This is a genomic window from Bacillus sp. FSL M8-0063 (assembly GCF_038005545.1).
Lineage (GTDB): Bacteria > Bacillota > Bacilli > Bacillales > Bacillaceae_G > Bacillus_A > Bacillus_A wiedmannii.
In genome coordinates this window covers 1364352-1387425 of the sequence record NZ_JBBOTJ010000001.1, presented here as the reverse complement: position 1 = coordinate 1387425, position 23074 = coordinate 1364352, and the positions used below count along the sequence as shown (strand labels likewise).

Annotated in this window: 21 protein-coding genes and 1 other annotated feature; of the genes, 4 read left to right on the top strand and 17 right to left on the bottom strand. The window is 34.9% G+C overall.

The window, feature by feature from the left end; all coding sequences use genetic code 11:
- Window positions 1-154 precede the first annotated feature (154 nt).
- From MKX31_RS07185 to MKX31_RS07165, 5 genes are all read right to left on the bottom strand, one after another.
- Window positions 155-355 (bottom strand): hypothetical protein, encoded by a 201-nt coding sequence (locus MKX31_RS07185; protein WP_000913390.1) that lies wholly within the window; start codon window positions 353-355, stop codon window positions 155-157.
- Window positions 356-551: 196 nt separating this feature from the next.
- Complete coding sequence (locus MKX31_RS07180) at window positions 552-1436, bottom strand: RCC1 domain-containing protein (protein WP_064476440.1); 885 nt, start codon at window positions 1434-1436, stop codon at window positions 552-554.
- 164 nt (window positions 1437-1600) lie between these two features.
- On the bottom strand, window positions 1601-2242 hold the full coding sequence (locus MKX31_RS07175) for a FusB/FusC family EF-G-binding protein (protein WP_000387068.1): 642 nt from the start codon (window positions 2240-2242) through the stop codon (window positions 1601-1603).
- A 110-nt stretch (window positions 2243-2352) separates the two neighbouring features.
- Window positions 2353-3039, bottom strand: a complete 687-nt coding sequence (locus MKX31_RS07170) for a DUF421 domain-containing protein (protein WP_064476441.1) — start codon at window positions 3037-3039, stop codon at window positions 2353-2355.
- A 179-nt stretch (window positions 3040-3218) separates the two neighbouring features.
- Window positions 3219-3482: a CD3324 family protein gene (locus tag MKX31_RS07165; RefSeq protein ID WP_064476442.1), complete on the bottom strand. Its 264-nt coding sequence runs from the start codon at window positions 3480-3482 to the stop codon at window positions 3219-3221.
- Between the two features lie 328 nt (window positions 3483-3810).
- Here MKX31_RS07165 and MKX31_RS07160 point away from each other — a divergent pair, with 328 nt between their 5' ends.
- Window positions 3811-4515, top strand: a complete 705-nt coding sequence (locus tag MKX31_RS07160; protein ID WP_098111633.1) for a polysaccharide deacetylase family protein — start codon at window positions 3811-3813, stop codon at window positions 4513-4515.
- A 150-nt stretch (window positions 4516-4665) separates the two neighbouring features.
- Here the strand turns inward: MKX31_RS07160 and MKX31_RS07155 are convergent, their stop codons facing one another.
- The gene (locus tag MKX31_RS07155) at window positions 4666-6003 is read right to left on the bottom strand and encodes a sodium-dependent transporter (protein ID WP_064476444.1); all 1338 of its coding nucleotides are present in this window, start codon (window positions 6001-6003) and stop codon (window positions 4666-4668) included.
- A gap of 302 nt (window positions 6004-6305) precedes the next feature.
- Window positions 6306-6528 (bottom strand) — a binding site (T-box leader).
- A gap of 221 nt (window positions 6529-6749) precedes the next feature.
- Between MKX31_RS07155 and MKX31_RS07150 the strand changes: the two genes are divergently transcribed.
- Window positions 6750-8384 (top strand): putative polysaccharide biosynthesis protein, encoded by a 1635-nt coding sequence (locus MKX31_RS07150; protein WP_064476445.1) that lies wholly within the window; start codon window positions 6750-6752, stop codon window positions 8382-8384.
- Between the two features lie 38 nt (window positions 8385-8422).
- Here MKX31_RS07150 and MKX31_RS07145 read toward each other — a convergent pair whose 3' ends face one another.
- The 4 genes from MKX31_RS07145 to MKX31_RS07130 all read right to left on the bottom strand — a co-directional run bounded on the left by MKX31_RS07145 (window position 8423) and on the right by MKX31_RS07130 (window position 12076).
- Complete coding sequence (locus MKX31_RS07145; protein WP_064476446.1) at window positions 8423-9247, bottom strand: DUF4037 domain-containing protein; 825 nt, start codon at window positions 9245-9247, stop codon at window positions 8423-8425.
- Between the two features lie 99 nt (window positions 9248-9346).
- Window positions 9347-9859 (bottom strand): GNAT family N-acetyltransferase, encoded by a 513-nt coding sequence (locus MKX31_RS07140; protein ID WP_098103296.1) that lies wholly within the window; start codon window positions 9857-9859, stop codon window positions 9347-9349.
- Window positions 9860-9936: 77 nt separating this feature from the next.
- Window positions 9937-10854 carry a cysteine synthase A gene (gene cysK, locus MKX31_RS07135; protein WP_064476447.1) on the bottom strand — a complete coding sequence of 306 codons (918 nt, stop codon included), beginning with the start codon at window positions 10852-10854 and terminating at the stop codon, window positions 9937-9939.
- A gap of 10 nt (window positions 10855-10864) precedes the next feature.
- Window positions 10865-12076, bottom strand: coding sequence for an MFS transporter (locus MKX31_RS07130; protein ID WP_064476448.1), 1212 nt, complete (start codon window positions 12074-12076; stop codon window positions 10865-10867).
- A gap of 245 nt (window positions 12077-12321) precedes the next feature.
- Between MKX31_RS07130 and MKX31_RS07125 the strand changes: the two genes are divergently transcribed.
- Window positions 12322-13962, top strand: coding sequence for a peptide ABC transporter substrate-binding protein (locus MKX31_RS07125; RefSeq protein WP_064476449.1), 1641 nt, complete (start codon window positions 12322-12324; stop codon window positions 13960-13962).
- 41 nt (window positions 13963-14003) lie between these two features.
- Here the strand turns inward: MKX31_RS07125 and hflX are convergent, their stop codons facing one another.
- Together hflX and MKX31_RS07115 are read right to left on the bottom strand one after the other, a co-directional pair.
- Entirely contained in the window at window positions 14004-15263 is a 1260-nt protein-coding gene (gene hflX / locus MKX31_RS07120) for a GTPase HflX (RefSeq protein ID WP_061673188.1), read from the bottom strand.
- A 484-nt stretch (window positions 15264-15747) separates the two neighbouring features.
- A complete protein-coding gene (locus MKX31_RS07115; protein WP_064476450.1) occupies window positions 15748-16302 on the bottom strand; it encodes a hypothetical protein in 555 nt (184 codons plus the stop codon).
- 182 nt (window positions 16303-16484) lie between these two features.
- On the opposite strand from MKX31_RS07115, the gene MKX31_RS07110 reads away from it, so the two are divergent.
- Window positions 16485-17468, top strand: coding sequence for a ketoacyl-ACP synthase III (locus MKX31_RS07110; protein ID WP_064476451.1), 984 nt, complete (start codon window positions 16485-16487; stop codon window positions 17466-17468).
- A gap of 87 nt (window positions 17469-17555) precedes the next feature.
- On the opposite strand, the gene MKX31_RS07105 is transcribed toward MKX31_RS07110, so the two are convergent.
- The 5 genes from MKX31_RS07105 to MKX31_RS07085 all read right to left on the bottom strand — a co-directional run bounded on the left by MKX31_RS07105 (window position 17556) and on the right by MKX31_RS07085 (window position 22992).
- A complete protein-coding gene (locus MKX31_RS07105) occupies window positions 17556-18824 on the bottom strand; it encodes an MFS transporter (protein WP_340980428.1) in 1269 nt (422 codons plus the stop codon).
- A 218-nt stretch (window positions 18825-19042) separates the two neighbouring features.
- A complete protein-coding gene (locus MKX31_RS07100; RefSeq protein ID WP_064476453.1) occupies window positions 19043-19378 on the bottom strand; it encodes a YrdB family protein in 336 nt (111 codons plus the stop codon).
- A 299-nt stretch (window positions 19379-19677) separates the two neighbouring features.
- Window positions 19678-21426 (bottom strand): MFS transporter, encoded by a 1749-nt coding sequence (locus tag MKX31_RS07095; RefSeq protein ID WP_340980426.1) that lies wholly within the window; start codon window positions 21424-21426, stop codon window positions 19678-19680.
- 36 nt (window positions 21427-21462) lie between these two features.
- Window positions 21463-22002 carry a PadR family transcriptional regulator gene (locus MKX31_RS07090; protein WP_098103673.1) on the bottom strand — a complete coding sequence of 180 codons (540 nt, stop codon included), beginning with the start codon at window positions 22000-22002 and terminating at the stop codon, window positions 21463-21465.
- Between the two features lie 177 nt (window positions 22003-22179).
- Window positions 22180-22992 carry a polyphosphate kinase 2 family protein gene (locus MKX31_RS07085; protein WP_064476456.1) on the bottom strand — a complete coding sequence of 271 codons (813 nt, stop codon included), beginning with the start codon at window positions 22990-22992 and terminating at the stop codon, window positions 22180-22182.
- Window positions 22993-23074: the final 82 nt, after the last annotated feature.

The window sequence follows — 23074 nt, the reverse complement described above, 5'->3', positions numbered from 1 at the left end:
ATCGTACCTTTTAAGTACGATGCATTTTTATCTTTGAAAAAAGTACCATGCAATGATGAGAACAACCGCTGTCAATGTCCAAAGTGCGATTTCATTTTTCACTCTACTCTTCTTCTTAGTCATTTCATTCCCTCCTAATAGCAATACAACATATTCAAGATTTCCTCTGTTTAATTGTCCATCTTATATACGTGAATACATCCGTACAAATTCTTATAACAAGACCACCAATGATTCCGATTGCAATTGAAATTACTAATGTCTGTCCAAAACTAAAAGTAGTTGTGTATGTTATGTAGAGAACAACGCATACAAGTAAAACATCCGGTAAAGAAAGCAAAAACTTTTTAAGCATTTCTTCAGCTCTCCTATGTCTTATTTATCTCTTCTACTGTAGCTTTGAAATAAGATTTGTTTAAAAACTCCATTTAGACCTTCATTTTACGGAAAAGAATAAGACCCCCTTTTGAAAAGGGACTCTTATGTACATGTTCTATTCCATAATTACTCCTAAAATAGAATAATATTACTAATGATTTGTTGTACATTAACTATTTGCCAGGCAATCGAATGTTGCGCCAACTACCTACATCGCATTGACCGTATGTATTATCACCTACTGCTACCACCGTGCCATCTAATTTAAGACCGACCGTATGCGCACAACCAGCTGCTACCGCTACAATATCGCGCCAATCACTTACATTACATTGACCATACTCATTCCAGCCTACTGCCACCACGGTACCGTCTGATTTAAGTCCGATTGTATGATTCGTACCAGCTGCTATTACCATAATATCTCTCCAGCTGCCTACATCGCATTGACCAAGTTTATTATTACCCACCGCCATCACTTTTCCATCCGTTTTCAAACCAACAGTATGAAGGTAACCTGCCGCCAACTCCACCATTCCACGCCATTCACTTACATTGCATTGGCCATATCGATTATTCCCCACTGCCGTCACTGCGCCGTCCAATTTAAGACCGACTGTATGCCAATCACCCGCCGTGACCGCCACAATATTTCTCCAGCTACTTATATTACATTCTCCTTCTTTATTTCGCCCCACCGCTATTACCGTGCCATCCGGTTTAAGTCCAATGGTACGACGCCATCCCGCCGCAACCGATACAATATTATGCCATTCGTTTACATCACATTGATCATGCTTATTCCACCCCACCGCTTCCACAGTATTATCACTTTTCAGAGCGATTGTATGAGCATTACCCGTGTTCGTCGCCATATGAACATTGCCCGCTGCGACTGCTTCAATATCACACCAACGGCTTACATTGCATTCTCCTTCTTTATTTCGCCCCACTGCCACAACTGTGCCATCCGATTTAAGAGCAACTGTATGACCACGACCTGCCGCTATCGTACCTTTAGGCCACCGTTTCACTTTTAATATCTCTTCGTAATTCATGTTTTACCTCCTTGCATATAAGCAACTGTATCCAAATAGATATTTTTATCTAATTTCATTATAAATGACCCGACTTTTTTTATAAATTTACAGCTATAAAAGAAGCCTATTACTACTTCTTCAAAAAATAAAAACCTCCAGTTTAAATACTAGAGGTTTTTTCTTTATTTCTTCAATCGTTCGATAAAATCGTTCAATTTATCAAGAGATTTCATATTCTGATTACAAGCTACACCATCTTTACAAATATAGTTTCCCTTTTTAACGAAAGTTCCTTGTACATCACCTTTAATTTCAACTAAAAACATCCCTACTTCTTCATGTCCATGACATAATGAACAAATACTCTTTTTATTTAAACTTTGGAACGTTCCTTGCAGACCAACAAACTTATTTTTATCATTTTTCGCTATAATAAATTTCCTGCTTGACCCTTTATCAATCCAGCTTAAATAAGATAATTCTTTCATGTCCAGTTCTTCCATATCAGGAAGTTTTAATTTTTTCGCTTTAGGAAATAATTTTTTTAATGTTTGCGCTGTAACTTCCTGAAATGGAATTACATACGGATTTATTTTCATTAAAAACGATTCTGCATCTTCTCTATTTTGAACTGTTAATACCGTATCAATTAACTCTTTTTGTTCATCCGTTAAATTCTCAAATACATGTATTATCTTTTCAATCGCTAGTGATTTTAACGCTTGAATTACACCTCTATCATTTGCCGTTGCATGCCCGTTTGCTAAAATATAAGCTTGTGACTTTATAAAATTGTATTGATCACTTCTAATAAAAGCTTCCATCTTTATCACTCCATACAAATTGTTGATCTAGTGTTATTGTATACATAGATTCAGCTTTTTGATATGTAAAAGATAACTTAGAAACGAATATTACATACATCAATTATGTTCTACTGCTTCATTTCTTGACAAAAGAAGCCATCATCTGTTTTCCATTCTGCATATAATACATCTTCAAATTTAGTAATCCCTTTTTGCTTTATTTGTTTATAAAGCCATCCTTCATCAAAACCTGCTTCCCTCAAATTATCTTTCACTACTTTCCCATCACTAATTAATGAAATAGGTAAGTAAACAGGCTTATGTTTTAAACTTAAATCATTTATAGTGGGAGATTCATATTTACTTTTTTTCAATACACTTATGTTTCCATTTGGTTCCAAAATCATATACTCAACTTCTCGGATTGAAAATATATCTTTTTGTTGTCTTAGCATTTGTTGTAATTGGTTAATATCCAAATGATTCGATTTTAATTGCTCTCTGTCAATACGTCCATTTCGAATGATAATAGAAGGGTATCCTTCAAAAAACCTTCTTGTCCCCCTAAATTTTTGTGTTATCACTTCTATTGCGTAAATTAACACTGTCCATACAAGTACCGCATATAAAATAGACCATACTCTCACTTCAGGGTCATATATCGTATTTCCGACTAATTCCCCAAGAACAATGGCAGAAATAAAATCAAATGGCGTTAACTGAGATATTTGTGTTTTCCCTAATATTTTAGTCGCAACCAATAGAACAAAAAAACCAACAAACAGTTCTATCGTTATTTGTCCTAAATGATTCATATGTAGTCACCTTTCTGTCATATGAAATATAACATTTTTATTCCTATTCACATTTCTATGCCGTACAATCACGATTCACTTTTACTATTATCATTCCTATTTAAAACCAATATATCCAATATATACAAAGAAAAAAAGAGTCTAGTTCAATTTTATAATTGAACTAGACTCTTTTATTTTCATTTAGAATACACAATCTTTTTAATCGTTTCTCCGGAAAGAAAATGCTCCTCTGCAAGTTGATGAATGGAAACTCCACTTTTAAACGCTTCTTTAATTGTTTTATTTCTTTCATCTAATTGTTTTCTTCCTCCAGATCGTGTACCCCATTTATAATGTTTCGTTTCTTGTTTTGGAATGTAAATTGTTTCACCTTGTATATACTTTTGAATTTCAGTAATTAAACTTTCTGGTAAAACCGTCGCAGCTTTAACGTATTTCATTTCTGCTCGCCCCTTATTTTTTATGGTTCATTTCAATAAGGTGCAAAGCCAAATATAAAAAAATGATACGAGCTCATTTTAGGCGATTGTATATTACTTTTCTACCTCACGCAAAGTATCGCCATTTCCATACTTGGCTTTGCATGAGACGCTGCAGTGTCCGGCAATTGAATTGTAATCGCCATATAAACACCTCCTAATATACCTTTTGCATTTTATTATATGATAAATCCCTTCCCCTTGCATCCACATCCTTTTTAAAGCATGAAATTACTTAGTTTGATATAATACTTTTTAGTCCAATCCAAAAATATAGTGAGGTTACTTTATGAAAAAGAAAATAATCATTACAATCGTTACATTATTCATTATTACTGTAGCATTGTTCGGAACATACAAATTGATGAACGCAAGAAGTTTTCAATTGTTTGGAGATTTAACAAACCGAGTAGAAACAAATGAAAAAGTGATTGCTTTAACTTTTGATGATGGCCCTACGAACAATGTAAAACAAATATTACCGCTACTAGATACATACAATGCAAAAGCTACTTTCTTTTTAATCGGAAATGAACTAGAGAAAAACTTATCGTTAGGAGAAAATATCGTACAATCTGGACACCAAATTGGAAACCATACATACTCTCATAACAGAATGGTTTTTAAAACACCTTCTTTTATTAAAGAAGAAATAGAAAAAACGAATGCATTAATCCGCCAAACAGGATATACAGGCGAAATTGATTTTAGACCACCTAACGGTAAAAAGCTAATTGGTCTGCCCTATTATTTAAATAAAAATAATATCGAAACAATCATATGGGACCTTGAACCTGATACTTTTTATAAATCTGCGTCCGATAAAATTGAATATATTAATAAAAATGTAAAACCAGGTTCTATCATTTTATTACACTCTATGTATGATGGGGCTAATGAAAATTTACAGACCATTGAAGGTATTTTAGACTCTTTATCTAAGAAGGGCTATCAGTTCGTAACAGTAAACGAACTGCAAAAAAGAGCAAAATAAAGTAAAACTTTAATCAGTGGGGGCTTTTACGGGCAGTTGATCCTCCACCTAAATTCTTCACTTTCGCTGAGTTTTGAGGCGGGGGTCTTACTTCCCGTTAATACGGGATAAAAAGGTAGCGTATCATAGAGCGATACGCTACCTTTCTTTTTAAATAATGCCAAGTACATTTAAGAATACGATAATAATCGCAATTGGTGCGATAAAGCGAAGTAAGAATAACCATAATACGAACAGTTTATAGCCTTTATTTTTACTTACACCAAGCTCTTTCATTAATACATCTTTCTTCATTTTTAAAGGAACAAAGATGGAAACTAATAAAACACCAAGTGGCATTAGTACGTTACTCACTGCATAGTCCGCTAAATCAAAGATTGTCTTTCCGAAAATCTTCAGATCACTTAATATACCAAATGATAATGCTGATGGTACTCCAACAATGAAGATTAATAATCCTACAATTAAAGCCATTTTTTCACGTTTCCCTTTACCTTTTGCAGTTAAAGATGCAACGCTAATTTCTAACATTGAAATTGCTGATGTAATAGTAGCAAAGAAGAATAGTAATAAGAAAACGATGAAGAATAATTTTCCGAATGCCATTTTACTGAAAATAGCTGGTAATACGATAAATAATAGCCCCGGTCCTTGAGATGGTTCCATACCAAATGCGAACACTACTGGGAAAATTGCAAGTCCTGCAAGTAATGTAATTACTAATGTTAAAGCTACGATAGAAAATGCTGAACGCGGTAAACTTTCTTCCTTCGGTAAGTATGAACTATATGTTACCATTACTGCTACACCGACCGATAATGAGAAGAATGATTGACCCATCGCATATAAAATAACTTCTGATGTTACATGTGAGAAATCAGGTTGTAAGAAGAAACGAACGCCTTCTCCTGCGCCGTCTAATGTAAGGGCACGAACGATTAATACAAAGAATAAAACGAATAATGCTGGCATGAAATATTTATTTACTTTTTCAACACCATTTTGTACACCTTTACTTACGATGAAAATAGTAATAAGGATGAATAATAGCTGTGATCCAACTGCTAAATACGGATTGGAAATGATTTCACCAAACGTAGCTTCGTATGCCCCATTCCCTTCCCATAGTCTACCTGTAATTGCATTCCATAAGTATAATAAAATCCAGCCTCCTACAACACTGTAGAAAGAAAGTAATATGAAACAAGTTACAATCCCTAATTTCCCTAACCACGGCCATCGTGTTTTTGGTGCAATTTCTCTATACGCATCAACAGCCTCTTTTTGTGTACTTCTTCCGATAACGAATTCAGCTAATAATAGCGGTAAACCAATTAATAATGTGAAACCGATGAAAATAAGGAAGAACGCCCCGCCTCCTCCGATGCCGGCCATATATGGGAATTTCCAAATCGCCCCTAGACCAATTGCTGAACCTGCTGCAGCTAATACGAAACCTAATTTTGATGTCCATTGCTGTGAATTCATTTGTTAATCTCCTCTCTGTCTCTTTTTCTTTGTTTCAGTTCAGTATTTATATTGTTCTATCAATACTCTTTTCTAATACGTTCACTTCCTCCCTAATCATAAAAAAACGCCCCTACGTAAATACGTAGGGACGACAAAAATATCGCGGTACCACCCTAGTTATGAAGATACAACAAAGTTAGGACCTAAATAAAAAACGCCCCTACGCAAATACGTAGGGACGATAAATTATCGCGGTACCACCCTAGTTATGAAGCCACAACAAAGTTAGGACCTAAATAAAAAACGTCCCTACGTAAATACGTAGGGACGATAAATATCGCGGTACCACCCTAGTTGTGAAACAATCTTCACCACTTTATTTGATAACGGTATAAACTACCGTCTTTCATTTCCTCAAAATATGAGATTTATGAAAGATGCTCCAGGACGAACTTCATGAATAATCTATATACTGATTCACACCAACCATCAGCTCTCTGAAATAGGGAGATATTCACTACTATACCCTTTCATTGCCCAAATATTATTTTCCGAATTGATTACTATCATTTTTATCACACATTAAAAATAGTGTCAACTTATATTTTGAATTTTTATGTATTACATTCTATTTAAAAAATGTAAAATATGACTTTTAAATGAATAATATTAGAATATTTATGTTCCATACTATATTAACTTCTCTAACAGGTTTATAGTAGTATACGATAAATGCAAGACAGCACGAGTAGGAGGAAAGAATTTTGTCTACTTCAAAAGTTTTAAAAGGTACTGCTTTATTAAGTGGTGCAACAATGATTTCACGTATATTAGGTTTTATATACTTCTTCCCTTTTCAACTATTAGTCGGAACACAAGGGGTCGCTTTATATGGATATGCATACTCTTGGTACGGTATTTTATTAAGCTTCTCAACAGCTGGTATTCCTATTGCCGTTTCCAAATTTGTTGCAAAGCATAATGCGCTCGGTGATTATAGTACAAGCAAAAAATTATACAACTCTAGTGTAAAATTAATGCTGTTTATGGGCTTTTTAGGATTTTTAATTTTATTTATTGGGGCACCATACATATCACAATTTATTATTCGCTCGAAAACGCCAGATCCACAATTTATCGCCGATGTAACACTTACGATGCGAGCATTAAGTTTCGCACTTATTATCGTACCAGCTATGAGTGTTACACGTGGCTATTTCCAAGGTTTTCAACATATGAAACCAAGTGCCGTTTCTCAAGTCGTAGAACAAATTGCACGCGTTGTTTTCATTTTAGTTGGTAGTTTTATCGTCTCAAAACTATTAGGGGGTTCCGTAGCTTCTTCTGTTGCAGTTGCTACGTTTGGCGCTGTTATCGGAGCGATTGCCAGCGTTTCAATTTTAACGTTGTACTGGAAAAAATATAATAGATTAAAGCCTCCCGAAGGAGAATTAAAGTCAAGGGCATCAAATATTCCATTAAAAAATATTTATATGGAATTACTTCGATATGCAATCCCAATTGTATTTGTCGGTATTGCAATCCCGCTCTATACGTTAGTAGATCAATATACTGTAGCTGATGTCCTTAGAGCGATGGGCGAGCCTTTAGAAACAGCGAATGCAGTGTTCGCTTATATAACGAACTATGCCCAAAAGTTAATTATGATTCCAGCTTCACTTGCAACTGGATTCTCGTTAACGATTATTCCAGCTATAACGAAATCTTATACAAGCGGGAAACTAGAAGAATTACAAGAACAAATTTCAAAGATATTTCAAGTCTTGTTATTCTTCACTATCCCAGCTGCATTCGGTCTTGCTAGCATCGCTCACGATGCATTCCGTATGGTTTATGTAAATCCTGAAATTGCACTTGGTGGATCACAATATTTAATTTCATTTGCACCTTCTGCTATATTAAGTGCGATTTTCACAGTTTCAGCAGCTATTTTACAAGGAATCGATTATCAAAGAAAAACAATGATTGCATTCTCAGCCGGTATTCTCGTTAAAGTTTTAGTAAATACACCGCTCTTACATTTATTTGGCGGACACGGTGCTGTAATGGGAACAATTCTTGGATACCTCGTTTCCAATGTTATTATGTTGTACTGCATCGTTAAGTTTGCGAAATTTAAAATTGGCGAAACAGCAAAAACAGTATTTCTTATTACGATTTATTCCGCAGCAATGTCTGCTGTTGTAATCGCATTAAAAGCAATTTTAAAATGGTTAATTCCTGGACAATCTTATATCGAATCACTGCTTATTGTATGTATTTGTGGCGTCGCAGGAGGACTTGTTTACCTTTTATTCGTATTAACAAGCGGACTTGCTTCACATATTCTCGGTGATAGGATTCAGCGATTACCCGTACTAGGTAAATTAATCAAATAAAAAGAAGGGATGTAACGCATTGTTACATCCCTTCTTTTCTACTTCGCATATTGAATATGTTTTTGTTGTTCAACAATATGTAATTCTGGAGCATGTTGTTCTACTAAATGTAATAGCTCTTCGATTAACACCTCTAACTCCTGTACACTATACTCCGGTTTCCCTATTAACGTATTCTCCATACGCTCATATAAATTTTCAGGCTTAATACTCATTCGTTCCACATTATTCGGCATCCATTTAAATGCAGGATGATGCACATACATTCGGTTTAGACCAAATAAGACCCCAAATATATTTCTTTGCACTTCACAAATAACATCATAAAGCATAAGCCAATCTTTTCGTTTTAAAAGAGCCTCGCGATTATGCCAGCGATTGCTTAACCAAAGATTTTCTGAAATCATCCGTTTCGCTAGGTCTTCTGGATATGATACCACTTTATCTTTTAATTCCTGTACTTTCTCTTCTCCATACAAACTAACACCATCATGAACGGATGAGACAATACATTGTTTTTCATAACTTATATCATATTGATCCACCACACCTAAAATCACTTTCTCTACTGTTTCAGTTAAAAAGTTACTAATCTCTAATTTAATTCCCTCTTTTGTCAAATATGTTTCCGACCATTCTTCTTCCTCGTAAGGATGATATGACAATATTGTTCCACCAATATGATTAATAGGCCCTTTACGATCCTCGTCCTCTGGTGGTGCTGACCATAAAATATGTAATTCTATATCTGAATGTTCATCTTCTAACTTTCTAGCTACTGAACCCGCTAAAATAACAGCTTCAATCTTCGGATTTCTCCTATAAATCTCCGACATTTCTATTGCTTTCTCTTTTAATACCACTTCATTTCCCCCTAAAATTGCAGTACACTCTTACTCTTACTTTTTCATTTATCTACTTCGATATGACGCATTATATTTCCTTTTCACTGTTCCACTAAATCATATTTCTATCCAATAACGCTGAACAATTTCCCCACTATGAGAAGAAACTACTTCATTTTCTAACACACCGCCAACCTTTTGAATCGTTTTAGCCGAAGCAATATTAGTTTTATCGCAAGTTATTAACACTTTCTGCAACCCTAACTTTCGTGCTTCATATAATGCGAGTTTCAATTGTTTTGTCGCGTAACCTTGGCGACGTTTATTCGGATGAACACTATATCCAATATGACCACTTTCCCGCAATAATTCTTCGTTTAATCGTTGTCTAATATTCACAAAACCTATAAGTTCCCCTTTTTCAACACTTAAAAATTGACTAGATGGTACTCGATTACCTAGTAAGTTTTCTCCCAGTTCCTGTTTACTCACTTTTTCAAACCATTCATGGAGAGAATCAAAATTATGTAAAGAACTACTGCCGTGTGGTTGTTCGTCAGCATATAAAAACGCTTCCCGATACTCCATAATTTGTTCACTATGTTCATTTGTTGGTTTTAATAGTTTCATTGTACCTCCCCTCTCTTAACTACCTACAACAAACCCCTTAATAGCGCTATTTCACCATTAAGGGGTTTCTATCATTTTTATTCAAATAATCCCATACTTAAATACCGTTCTCCCGTATCAGGTGCAATACATAAAACTTTTTTACCAGCGCCTAATCGTTTTGCTATCATAATCGCTGCATAAACAGAAGCTCCAGAAGATGGTCCAACTAATAACCCCTCTTGTCTTGCTAAGTTTCTCATTGTCGTTAAAGCCTCTTCGTCTGCAATTTGAATAATTTCGTTATACACTTCTGTATTTAAATTTTTCGGGATAAACCCTGGACTTGTTCCTACTAGTTTATGAGGACCTGGAACACCGCCTGATAAAACGGGAGATCCTTTCGGTTCTACTACTGCAATATATAAGTTTGGTAGTTTCTCTTTTAACGTTTCCCCAGTACCTGTAATAGTTCCACCAGTTCCTGCCGTTGCTACGAATGCATCAAGCTCGCCATCCATTTGTTCATAAATTTCAAGTGCAGTCGTATAACGATGAATATTCGGGTTTGCTGGATTTTCAAATTGTTGCGGAATAAAACTATTTGGTATTTGCTTTTGCAGTTCTAACGCCTTCGCAATTGCTCCTGGCATTCTTTGTTCTGCCGGTGTTAAAACTACTTCTGCTCCGTATGCTTTCAATAAATTTATACGCTCTTTTGACATATTGTCTGGCATAATTAAAATCGCTTTATACCCTTTCGCAGCTGCATTCATTGCTAAGCCTATTCCTGTATTTCCGCTTGTCGGTTCAATAATTGTATCTCCTGGTTTGATGAGACCATGCTCTTCTGCAACGTGCAGTAAATTATAGGCAGCGCGGTCCTTCACACTGCGTGATGGATTAAACATTTCTAGTTTCACATACACATCTGCTGCGTCTTCTGGAATAAATTTAGATAATCGGACGACAGGTGTATCTCCTATTAATTCTGTAACATTTTCACATAATTTCATAGTGCATCCCCTATTCTATCGTTTTCTTATCATTTGGTAATAACCAAGAAGTAAGTCCAATTAATGGCAGACAACTACATAGTAACATAATGAATTGTAGACTATATATGTCAGCCAATTTCCCAAGTACTACAGATCCTAAAGCTCCTAGTCCAAACGCAAGCCCTACAATTAATCCAGATACCATCCCTACTTTTCCAGGAACAAGCTCTTGCGCATAAACAACAATTACACTAAAACTACTTGAACTAATAAAACCGATACATAAAAATAGCGGTACAACCCACACTAGCGAAACGTGAGGTAATAAAAGGGCGAGTGGTGCCGAACCTAGCATTGAAAATACAATAATTGTTTTCTTTCCAAATCGATCTGCTAACGGTCCACCAAAGAAAGTTCCTAATACACCGGCAATCATAAATGCGAATACGAAATACTGGGCATTTTTTATAGATAAACCGTAATGCTCAATTAAGTAAAATTGATAAAAATTCCCGATACCAGCACCGTACCAAGAACGTACAAAGGTAAGAAAAACAAGAAGTAGAATAACAAATTTAATATGTGTACTTACAATCGCATTTTCCGCCTCAAGCGCAGCCCTCTTTTTTCTTCTCACAGCGCCAGTTGCTAATTCATTCCTATACCAATTTGATACGAAAATTAATAATACAATTCCTACCGCTGCAAATGCTGTAAAACCTAAAGAACCAATTTGGCCGAGCGGAACGAAAATTAACGCTGTAAAAATAGGAGCTAGGGAATTCCCTGTATTTCCTCCCACTTGATAAATCGCTTGCGCTAAACCCCGTTTTGCACCAGCTGCCATATAAGCAACACGAGCACCTTCTGGATGAAAGACTGCGGAACCTAATCCGATAAATAAAACAGAAATAATAACAATAATAAAGTTCGGTGCAAACCCAAGTCCAATCATCCCAAGCATACTCGAAAACATACCGAGTGGTAATAAAAATGGTGACGGCTTCTTATCCGAATACATACCAAAAAACGGCTGCATAATCGATGACGTCATATTTAATGCAAACGCAATCCACCCTACTTGCATATAGGATAAATTCATCGTTTTTTCCAAAATAGGAAACAATGCCGGCACAACTGCTTGCATCGAGTCATTTAAAAAATGACCGAAACTAATTGCAAATAGTATTCGATATATCGTCGGTGTTTCAACAGTGTTTTTTTGCGAAACTGCCTGCATACGTGTATTTCTCCTTCCTGTACAATATATATATTTATTACAGCAAGTGTAATAAAGTAAAACTTTAACCTCAATAAATTCTGACTTTTGAAACATTTATATTCTATACTGGTTTCATTTCTTTTTCCAGAAATATCACTTATAGAAATAATATATTTTTTCTATAAGTTTTATCGGATTTATTTATAGAAATTTTCTATATTTTCTTTTATACTAGGACAGAGATGAAGGAAGGGATGACAACTATGAAGAAAAAATCTAAAGGAATCGTTGCACTCTCAATCACATTATCTATACTTTTAACAGCATGTGGTCAAAAACAAGAGGCAACAACTACCGGAGAAAAGAAAAAAGAATCTTCAAAACAAGTATTAAACATTGTAGAAGCTGGGGAAATTTCTACACTTGATTCATCTATCGCAACTGATGGGTTTTCTTACGCTGCATTAAACAACGTAATGGAAGGATTATATATGCCTGGTCCTGACAATAAACCTGTTCCTGCAGCAGCTGAATCATACAAACTGAGCGAAGATGGAAAAACATATACATTTACATTACACGACTCCAAATGGTCAAATGGTGATCCAGTGACTGCTCATGATTTTGAATATGCATGGAAACGTGCCATAAATCCAGAAACTGCTTCTGAATACGCACATATTATGTTCGATATTAAAAATGCAGAAAAAATAAATAAAAAAGAATTACCAATTGATTCATTTGGTGTAAAAGCGATTGATAATAAAACGCTTGAAGTACAGTTAGAACACCCTGTTCCATACTTTTTAGGATTAATGGGATTTGCAACATTTTATCCTCAAAACCAAAAAGTTGTAGTAGCACAAGGGAAAAATTACGGACTTGAAGCTGCAAATGTAGTTTATAACGGGCCGTTCCAATTAAGTGAATGGAAACATGATACAAGTTATAAAATGACAAAAAACCCGAACTACTGGGATAATAAAAATGTGAAGTTAAATGAAATTAATGTAAATATCGTAAAAGATACTTCCACAGCCGTTAATTTATTTGAAAGCAAACAAGTAGACCGAATTACGATTAATTCAGAGTTTGTTGATAAATATCAAAAAGATCCGAGCTTAAAGAAAATGGAACGTCCTTCTATGACGTTTTTCCGATTTAGCCAAAAGAATCCTTTATTAGCAAACAAAAATGCTCGAAAAGCTATTTCGCTCGCTTTTGATAAACAAGGAATCGCAACAACGATTTTAAATAATGGTTCTATACCTGCGAATGCATTCGTTCCGAAAGGATTCGTAAAAGGACCTGATAACAAAGATTTTCGCAGTACAAGTAATGTAAAAGTAGAAACAAATGTGAAAGAAGCTAAAACACTATGGGAAACGGCGAAAAAAGAAACAAATTTACAAAACGCTTCTCTTTCAATCATAACAACTGATGAGTCTAACGATAAAAAAATTAGCGAGTTTTTAAAAGGTGAATTGGAGAAAAACTTACCTGGATTAAAAATCACATTACAGCCACTTCCAGTAAAAGCATTTTTAGATCGTGAAGGAAATGGTGATTTTGAAATTTCACTTTCTACATGGGGACCAGATTATCCTGATCCTACAACATTTTTAAATATGTTCGTCACAGATGGACCATTTAATAAAATGAGCTATTCAAACAAACAATACGACGAATTAATTGAGAAAACGAGCTCTACTTTAGCAACTGATTTACCAGCACGTTGGAAAGCGTTCCAAGATGCTGAGAAAATATTACTGGAAGATGATGCAGCTATCGCTCCAATCTTCCAATCAGGACTTGTATATTTAGAACGTCCAACAGTAAAAGATGTTGTTATTCGTCCATTTGCAGGAATTTATTCTTATAAGTGGGCTTCTATTACAGAATAAGAAAAAGGCGATCCTAACATATATTAGGATCGCCTTTTTTATTAAATCGCAAAACGCTTATACTTTTCGTAATCACTCGTCTTACATTCTACTTCTAGTTTCGTACCTTCGTTTTCATAACTTGTAGATAAAACGTGCGCATGATTATTGAAATAAGAAACTACCTGTCCTTGATCATACGGAATTAACATTTCACACTTCGTATACTCTTTATAAATGTGTGAACGAATCATTTCGACAAGCTCTTCTATCCCAACATGTTTCTTCGCTGATAAATAAACCCGGTCTTCTTGTACTTTCGGAATTTCAACGTCTACCATATCTGATTTATTATAAGCATAAATGGTTGGAATATTTTCTACTCCAATTTTCTTTAACGTTTCATTTGTAATATCAATTAATTGTTCGTAATTTGGATTTGCGTAATCTACAACGTGAATAAGTAGGTCTGCTTCAGCTACCTCTTCCAATGTTGAACGGAAAGCTTTTACAAGGTGATGCGGTAATTTGCTTACAAATCCAACTGTATCTGTTAATAAGAATGATTTGTTATCTGGCAAATCAATATTTCGTACAGATGTTTCTAACGTCGCGAATAACATATCTTTTTCAAATACTTGTTTTTCTTCAGTACCATTGTAAATTTCAAGCATTGCATTCATCGTCGTTGACTTTCCGGCGTTCGTATAGCCTACTAATGCTACAACTGGTACTTCATTTTTCTTACGTTGCTTTCGCTGCGTTTGACGCTGGGCAACAAGTGCTTCTAGATCTTTATTTAAAACTGAAATTTGTTCTTCAATTTTACGACGATCTAACTCTAATTTCTTCTCACCGACACCTTTATTTTTCGTACCAACTCCGCCGCTCTGTCTTCCTAACGATTCACGAAGACCGATTAAACGAGGCATCATATACTGAAGGTGCGCTACCTCTACTTGCAACTGTGCTTCTTTCGTTTTCGCACGTTGCGCAAAAATATCTAAAATTAATATGGTACGGTCAATTACTTTACAATCTAAATCCGCTTCTAAATTTCGAATTTGTGAAGGAGATAATTCGTCGTTAAAGATTACCATATTCGCATCTACTTCATTTACATACGCTGCTACTTCTTCAATCTTTCCTTTTCCAATATAATGGGAAGGATTTACTCGTTGTAAATTTTGCGTCACTTGCCCAATTACCTCTACATCACAAGCTTCTGCAAGGTTTGTTAGCTCTTCCATTGAATATGCAAAATCATCTTCATTACCTAAATTCACTCCAACTAAAACTGCTCTTTGTAATAATTCTTCCATATATTTATTCCTCCATTTCGATTACGTAAAATAAAAAACACAGGTTACTGCCTGTGTTTTCGTAAACGGATAAGGGTTCACCAAAGAAATAGAAGAAAGTTATACTTTCATCCTATCTCATAGTCAAAAAGTCCCATGATCATATAACGCATCCACAATAAGTGTTCACCTATACGATCTCATTCTATTTATAAAGGCAAAACAAAAAGAGGGCGTATTCGTCCCTCCCTCTTTTTCACATATAAGCTTAATAAAGGGTTCCTTTAAAATAGGCAGACCAATCCCGTTCACTCTGTACACAGACAGAGCCTTTGAGCGCTATTCAATTATTGGCACAAAGTATTGAGACGTAATCTGATTAAGATCAAAGGAAGCCCCTCCGTTCATTTTAAGTTACATAAAGTGTAGCATAAGTAATTCGCTTTCACAAGATTAAACCACCTATAGAAACAGAAAGAAAATCTTTGTATTTTTACTTTAATCGTCATTTTTTGCGCATTCTTCTTACAATAAAAATCACAAGAGCTACTATCAGTAACAGACCTATAGAAAGAGTAACAACTTGCCACCAACTTAAATCACTCACCATTTCTCCTTTCAAATCCACTTTCTTCGTCGGAACAGACTCTTTTGCAATTTGACTTAAAGCCACTTTGTCCGCCCCTGCCTCATCTAATCTCTTCGTTCTACTGCAACTATGTGTGTATAATTGTTTGTCTGATCCTCTTTGAGAAGAATATACTAAGTACTCTCCTCCCTCTACAAAGTGAAACACACAATCACCACCATTTGTATATACAATAATTTGCGAAGATGTTGTCCCTTTCCAAATTCCCTTCACTTCAAATAATACTTCAATTCCACCCCCTTCTTTCCTTCCAACCTCAATTACCTTCCCCTCAAACACTACATCGTTTTTTTGAAATGCATCTTTTGCTGATACGTTAACACAATCACAAGCATGAGATTTCTCTGGAAAAATAATAAGAATAAAGCTATAAATAATGACAACAGAAACCATGTATAAAATCCTTTTCAAGGAGCTCAACTCCCCCCATTATCAATTTTTGAAACTTCTCGTATATTATTTTTACAACACTCACCAAATTCCTTCATAGTAAGTTAAGCATTATCGTTTCAATACAACAAAAGTCTTTATTGACATTTTTATAACCTGATATTAGTATCCGGTTATAAAAATAAAAGTTAGGAGATGTTCCCATGCATTCTAAATCCCGTATTACTGCAATTGGTACTCATGTTCCAAATCAAATATTATCTAATAATGATTTAGAAAAAATGATCGATACGATTGATGAATGGATTGTACAAAGAACAGGAATAAAGGAAAGAAGGATTACTAGCGAAGGCGAATACTCCTCACACTTAGCCATTAACGCAATTGAAAATTTATGTACAACATTTAAAAAGAACTTAGAAGATATCGACTGTATCATCGTCGCTACAACAACTGCTGACTATGTTTTTCCTAGTGTCGCATGTCAAATACAACAACACTTCAACATCCCCCATACACTAGCTTTTGATTTAAATGCAACTTGCGCCGGTTTCACATATGGACTACACGTAGCTAATAGCTTAATCACTTCTGGATCACATGAAAAAGTACCTGTCGTAGCGACAGAGACATTATCAAAAGTTACCGATTACACCGATAGAACGACCTGTATTTTATTCGGTGATGGTGCTGGAGCTATTTTATTAGAAAGAGATGAAAACAAACCAAGCTTTATCGCTGCTCATATGGGAACAAATGGTGCTGGTGGCATTCATCTATACAGAACAAACTTATCTACTACTATGAATGGTACACCACTACAAACAAATGAAAAAATCGTTCAGAATGGGAGAGAAGTATATAAATGGGCAACACGTACGGTACCAGCAGGTATAAAAGAACTATTACATACCGCCAATATGCAAATAGATGATATAGACTGGTTCATACCACACAGTGTTAACTTACGAATGATTGAATCTATTTGTGAGAAAACAGAAATTCCAATTCAAAATACTTTAACGAGTGTAAAATACATGGGGAATACATCTTCAGCTTCTATTCCACTCGCTCTAGATTTAGCTAGAAAAGAAGGGAAATTAAATAACGGAGACACACTTTTACTATACGGGTTTGGTGGTGGTCTTACTCATTTAGGGCTTATTGTGGAGTGGGATTTAAACTAACATTTTTCTTTTATACAACTAACTACAAAAAAGCAGCATTCAAAGATTGATTACCTCCCTTTGAACGCTGCTTCTACTATCTTAATTTTATTTACCTGTCCGAGTCCATATCACAACAGGAATAAGCATGAAAGCTAAAACTCCTCCAGCTAATGACAATGCCGCATAACTTGAATTTGCCACTACCATTCCTGACATCGCTCCACCTGAAGCTCCAGCTAGCGCAATAAACACATCTATTTTCCCTTGTGTTTTTGCACGTGTGGAAGGTATAGTTGCATCAACAATTTGAGCCGTACCATTGATTAAACCGAGGTTCCATCCTAATCCAAGTAAAGACAAAGCAACAATTAATAGTATTAAAGAATCACTTGGCGCTATCGCCGCTATGACACCTGCTGCTAGTAAAATCACTCCACCAGCTATACTCATCGTAGTTCTGCCAATTTTATCAATTAACATTCCCGTAACGAGAGACGGAAGATACATTGCACCTACATGAAAACCAATTACAAGACCTACTGCACTTAAAGCATGACCGTGGTGTCCCATATGAACTGGCGTCATCGTCATAATCGCAACCATCACGATTTGCGTAAGTATCATTACGATAGCTCCAACTGTAATACCTCGTTTATTTTCTGTTGCTTCTTCTATTACTGGTTGCCCTTTATATGTATGCTCTTGTTTATATGTTTCTATCATATTAGCAATAAGTAACGGATCTGGACGAAGCATAACAAATAGAATAAGACCAGCTAGTATAAATGCTGCTGCCGATAATATGAACGGACCAGCAAGTTCAGGAATTCCAATTGAATGAGCAAACCTTCCCATTACACCTACTAAATTTGGACCTGCGACTGCACCAAAGGTCGTCATTACCATCGTAATACTAATAGCAGTTGCTCTTTGCTTCTTATTCGCTAAATCGGTTCCAGCATAACGTGCTTGTAAATTCGTAGCTGTGCCCGCGCCATATATAAGTAAAGAAACTAGTAAAAGAATAATACTATTTGTTAAAGCTGCCACCACAACTCCAATAGCCCCTATTCCACCTACTATAAAACCTCCTGCAAGCCCTATGCGACGACCATGTTTTTGTGATAACTTCCCAACAAAGAAAGCCGCTACCGCAGATCCCATTGTAAACATAGCAGCTGGTAACCCTGCATATGCATCTGTCCCAAGCATTTGCTGCGCAAGAAGTGCACCTACTGTAATTCCGGCAGCTAACCCTGCTCCACCGAACATTTGTGAAATACTTACGATTAGTAATGTTCTTTTGTATAATTTTTGTTGTTCTTCTTCTGTATATATATGATTACTTATTGAAGCATCTGCTGTATCTATCATTTCCTCACCCTCTCTATAAAACTAATCCCCCTTGTTAATGTACTATAGAACAGCAAAATCCCCAATTTATAACTCTTAAATTTATTCATATTTTATTGCTCCTCCACTTCAAATAATAATCCCCTAAGTTTTAACACTACTCTTCTGTATTATTAAAGTTAAATAATATAATAAAAAAACTACATAACATATGATTTTATATAGATACCGTAGTAAATTTATTGTTTCCAAACAATGATTAAAGTGCGATTTATTATAAATAACACTGCAAGAATAATAGCAAAGGTTATTTGATCAACAGTATATAGAGCAACAGAGCTAACTCCAAACAATATGATTTCTAACATAAACCTATATGGTTCTGTCAATTTTAATGATGCTTTAGGTGCAATGAACCGCCCCCATATTATCGCAAAAAGTAGTGGTGAACCAATACCAAAAACATATTTCCCATATACATCCCCAAAAAATTGAAAGCCCCAATAACATAGTGATGCAAGAGCAAATAATTCTATAAAAAATCTTGTCACCAGATTTATATGTTTTATAGACATATTATAAAGCCCCCCTTGAAAACTTATGTAGAATCCTATAAAAATAATATTATGCATCCTATATTTGAACTTGATACGTACCTATTCATTGTATGTAAAAATACTTATTCATACTATTCAGTTCATCTTTGATTTTGGCTGATAATGAATGAGAGTAAATACTTAAATGATAGTGACACATATGCCTATAAGCACAAAGGGAAGAACTTCGCCATTCACGTTTCGTCCATGGAGTTCTTTCCTTTGTTAATAACCAACTTTCAATAATTAGGGTGAAATTCATATTTAGCCTATTTCCCTTACAATCCCCCTACTATCCTTTTTTCCCTTCTTTTACTCAAAGCCTTTCCTTCCCAAAATAACAAACTTACTAAAGCAAAAACTAAGATAATCGGCACACTTGCTTTATATAAATCTGTAAAACTCATTGCCATCTGATTTTGAGCATAGTGATTCACATCATCCGAAAATGCGAGTACTTCTTTCTTTATACTTTCCTCTTGTTTTTCAACTTCTTTTGTCACTTGATTCATAACTTCTTCTCTTTTTACATCTCTATATTCTACTGGAATTTCTCTTAATACTTCATCCACTTTTTGGTGAATTAATGCATCTTGTTTCTCTTTATTTAACCCTACAAATGTTTCATTTTGATGTTTTTCTACATTTGTTTCTATACTTTGGTTCTCTATTTTTCCTTTTGTTATTTCTAATATCTCAGCCTGCTGGGCACTACTCACATGAATATTATGCAATTTTTCTTCTGCATAACGATATACATTCTCTTTATTTACAGCTAAATTGTGCGTTAAGTTAGATACAAATATTGCAACTGCTAATACAATTCCTACTTGCCGCAACATCGAGACAACACTTTGAGAAGCGGTTAATAATTCCCCTTCAAACGAAGAAGCACTTAAAACTGTAATTGGACCTACTACTAAACCATACCCAACACCTAATATCATACATGGAATAATAATTTCAATATTCGTTGAATTAACATCAATCATTTGCAACCAATAATAAGAGAAACCCATAACAAGAAAGCCTGACAAAATAATAGTTACTTTTCCGAGTTTTTTAATTAAAGTTGCTGCAACTGGTGAGACAAAAAATATCATTGCTGAAATAGGTGTCACTAAAAAAGCTGCTTCAATTTCCGTTCGGCCTTGTATTTTCGTCAAGAACGTCGGAAGCAATACAGTAACTCCAATTAAAAATAAATTACTTAATATGACAACGATAGACGCTCCGACAAACATTCGATCTTGAAATAACTTTAAATTCACCATTGGATTATGAATCTTTCGTTCTACTAAAACAAATAGAATAAGAGAAATAGTGCTAATTGCATAACAAGACAAAGCAATATTACTTTGCCATCCCCATGTATTGCCTTTTACTAATATGAGAGTAAAAGAAAAAATTGCTGTGCTACTTAATAGTAGTCCTACCCAATCTATTTTTGAGATAATACGTTCTTCATTTTTTATTTGCAGCATAATACAGCATAAAATGATTCCAAGAATACAAATAGGAACATTTATGAAGAACACCCATCTCCAACCGAAATTTTGTGTAATAATTCCACCTATTACTGGTCCCATTGCAGCTGATAGTCCTTGTGTTACCCCTAAAATTGCAAGTGCAACATGTCTCTTTGCTAATGGCATTGCTGAAACGCCGATTACCATACTTGTCGGAAATAAAATTGCTGCACCAATACTTTGTATAAAACGAGAAAAGATGAGAAAATCGCCCGTATTAGCAAAAGCACAAAGCACTGATCCACCACCAAAAATTATCAAACCAAGAATATACATCTTTGCTTTCCCAAAAATATCAGCTATCCGTCCTAGTGGAATGGCTAGTACTGCAATCGTCATCGTATAAACATTTAATATCCAAGACATCTTTTCTAATGAAGTATTTACACTCGTTTGTATGGCCGGTAAAGCTATATTCATAATTGTCGTATCAATCATACAAAGAAATATACCTAAGCACATTAAAAAGACAATCTTAATACCCTTTGATTGCTCCATGTTCATCTACCCCTTTATTTATTATGAACGTGTTTTTCATTCTTCTGTTTTATTGTGTTTTTTTACTTCTAGTTGCTCTAGTTTTCTTTTCAATGTCTCTACTTGAGCACTATATGATGCAATACCTAAATCGAGTGAAATTTCCTCAACAAAAGTAATACCTTCTCTCCACTTTTCATATTTCAAACGAAGATCCGCAATGTATACCTCTTTCCTTTCAATTTCGTCCTCAATCCATTTTTTTATCGCCTTGTCATCGCTATAATTACCAAAATACATCCTCATTAAAAAATCTGAACGTAAAACATCTTTCTCTACATCTGTTTGCATGTATTGATAAAACTCTTCACGCCCTTCATCTGTAATAAAGTACATTTTCTTATTCGGTTTCCCTTCTTGCATAATAACCTCTTTCTTTATTTTCCCCTCTTTTTCCAACTGTCGTAACGTTGGATAGATCATTCCAAAACTCCCATCAAAAAAATGAGTAAATACGTCTTCGAACACAATTTTAATATCATAACCAGACAATTCTTTTTCCATCAATAAACCTAAAACAACATCTCTTCCCTTCAAAATAAGACCCCCACATAGTATATAATCAATAATCATATTAACAATATTAATATGATTATTGATTATATACCCTATTCTATTAATTGTAAAATGTTTCTAAATAAAAGAACACCCTGTAATTTTATTGTTCAAAATTACAGGGTAGCTCTACTTTATATTTCATATACAAACTTTGTACTATTTTACAACTTCATCTTGATTAGCTTCAAAACCTTCTGTCTTACCCTCTTTCATTTCATAATAATACGAAGGTAATTCTATACCATGCTCTAAGAAATAATCCTCAATTAATGCAATAATGATTTTTAACGTTTTCACACGAGCATACAATTTATCATTACTTTCGATAATTTCCCATTTCGCATTTGGCTTATTTGTTTTTTCAAACATGTCTTCCATTGCTTCAACATACTCGTCCCACTTTTCACGGTTACGCCAATCTTCGTCTGTAATTTTCCATCTTTTCAAAGGATTGTTCTCTCTATCTTTAAACCTCTTTAATTGTTCATCTTTACTAATATGATAGAAAAACTTCCCGATTATATAATGATCATCTGTTAATAGTTTTTCAAAATCATTAATCTCATCATACCCTCTCGTCCACTCTTCCTTTGTAGCAAACCCTTCAACACGCTCCACTAACACACGTCCGTACCATGAGCGATCAAAAATAGTAATTTGCCCGTACTGAGGAAGTTTTCGCCAGAAACGTTGCAAGTAATGGTACCGTTTTTCATGAGGTGCTGGTGCTCCAATTGGATTTACTTGAAACCCGCGCGGATCAAGATGTTCCGTCACTCGCTTAATCGCTCCGCCTTTTCCAGCCGCATCCCAGCCTTCCATAACGAGCATAACCGCAATTTTTTCTTCTTTTACAATTTGCTGCAATGCTAATAAGCGCCTTTGATATTTTTCTAGTCTCTTATTGTACTTAGATTTCGATTCAATTCTTTTCGTTACATCTACTTTAGCAAGATATCCATTTTCCATAAAACAAATCCCCCTTGTTGTATGACAATGTTATTTTAACATATTATTGGAAATTTTTTCACATTAGAAAAAACTGTGTAGA

Bases quoted from the DNA above. Each gene is read 5' to 3' on its own strand.
- MKX31_RS07130 (WP_064476448.1), bottom strand. From the start codon at position 12,076: ATGCAGGCAGTTTCGCAAAAAAACACTGTTGAAACACCGACGATATAT.
- MKX31_RS07140 (WP_098103296.1), bottom strand. From the start codon at position 9,859: ATGAAACTATTAAAACCAACAAATGAACATAGTGAACAAATTATGGAG.
- MKX31_RS07110 (WP_064476451.1), top strand. From the start codon at position 16,485: ATGCATTCTAAATCCCGTATTACTGCAATTGGTACTCATGTTCCAAAT.
- MKX31_RS07175 (WP_000387068.1), bottom strand. From the start codon at position 2,242: ATGGAAGCTTTTATTAGAAGTGATCAATACAATTTTATAAAGTCACAA.
- hflX (WP_061673188.1), bottom strand. From the start codon at position 15,263: ATGGAAGAATTATTACAAAGAGCAGTTTTAGTTGGAGTGAATTTAGGT.
- MKX31_RS07185 (WP_000913390.1), bottom strand. From the start codon at position 355: ATGCTTAAAAAGTTTTTGCTTTCTTTACCGGATGTTTTACTTGTATGC.
- MKX31_RS07160 (WP_098111633.1), top strand. From the start codon at position 3,811: ATGAAAAAGAAAATAATCATTACAATCGTTACATTATTCATTATTACT.
- MKX31_RS07170 (WP_064476441.1), bottom strand. From the start codon at position 3,039: ATGAATCATTTAGGACAAATAACGATAGAACTGTTTGTTGGTTTTTTT.
- MKX31_RS07100 (WP_064476453.1), bottom strand. From the start codon at position 19,378: ATGTCTATAAAACATATAAATCTGGTGACAAGATTTTTTATAGAATTA.
- MKX31_RS07155 (WP_064476444.1), bottom strand. From the start codon at position 6,003: ATGAATTCACAGCAATGGACATCAAAATTAGGTTTCGTATTAGCTGCA.
- MKX31_RS07095 (WP_340980426.1), bottom strand. From the start codon at position 21,426: ATGGAGCAATCAAAGGGTATTAAGATTGTCTTTTTAATGTGCTTAGGT.
- MKX31_RS07180 (WP_064476440.1), bottom strand. From the start codon at position 1,436: ATGAATTACGAAGAGATATTAAAAGTGAAACGGTGGCCTAAAGGTACG.
- MKX31_RS07085 (WP_064476456.1), bottom strand. From the start codon at position 22,992: ATGGAAAATGGATATCTTGCTAAAGTAGATGTAACGAAAAGAATTGAA.
- cysK (WP_064476447.1), bottom strand. From the start codon at position 10,854: ATGAAATTATGTGAAAATGTTACAGAATTAATAGGAGATACACCTGTC.
- MKX31_RS07125 (WP_064476449.1), top strand. From the start codon at position 12,322: ATGAAGAAAAAATCTAAAGGAATCGTTGCACTCTCAATCACATTATCT.
- MKX31_RS07165 (WP_064476442.1), bottom strand. From the start codon at position 3,482: ATGAAATACGTTAAAGCTGCGACGGTTTTACCAGAAAGTTTAATTACT.
- MKX31_RS07105 (WP_340980428.1), bottom strand. From the start codon at position 18,824: ATGATAGATACAGCAGATGCTTCAATAAGTAATCATATATATACAGAA.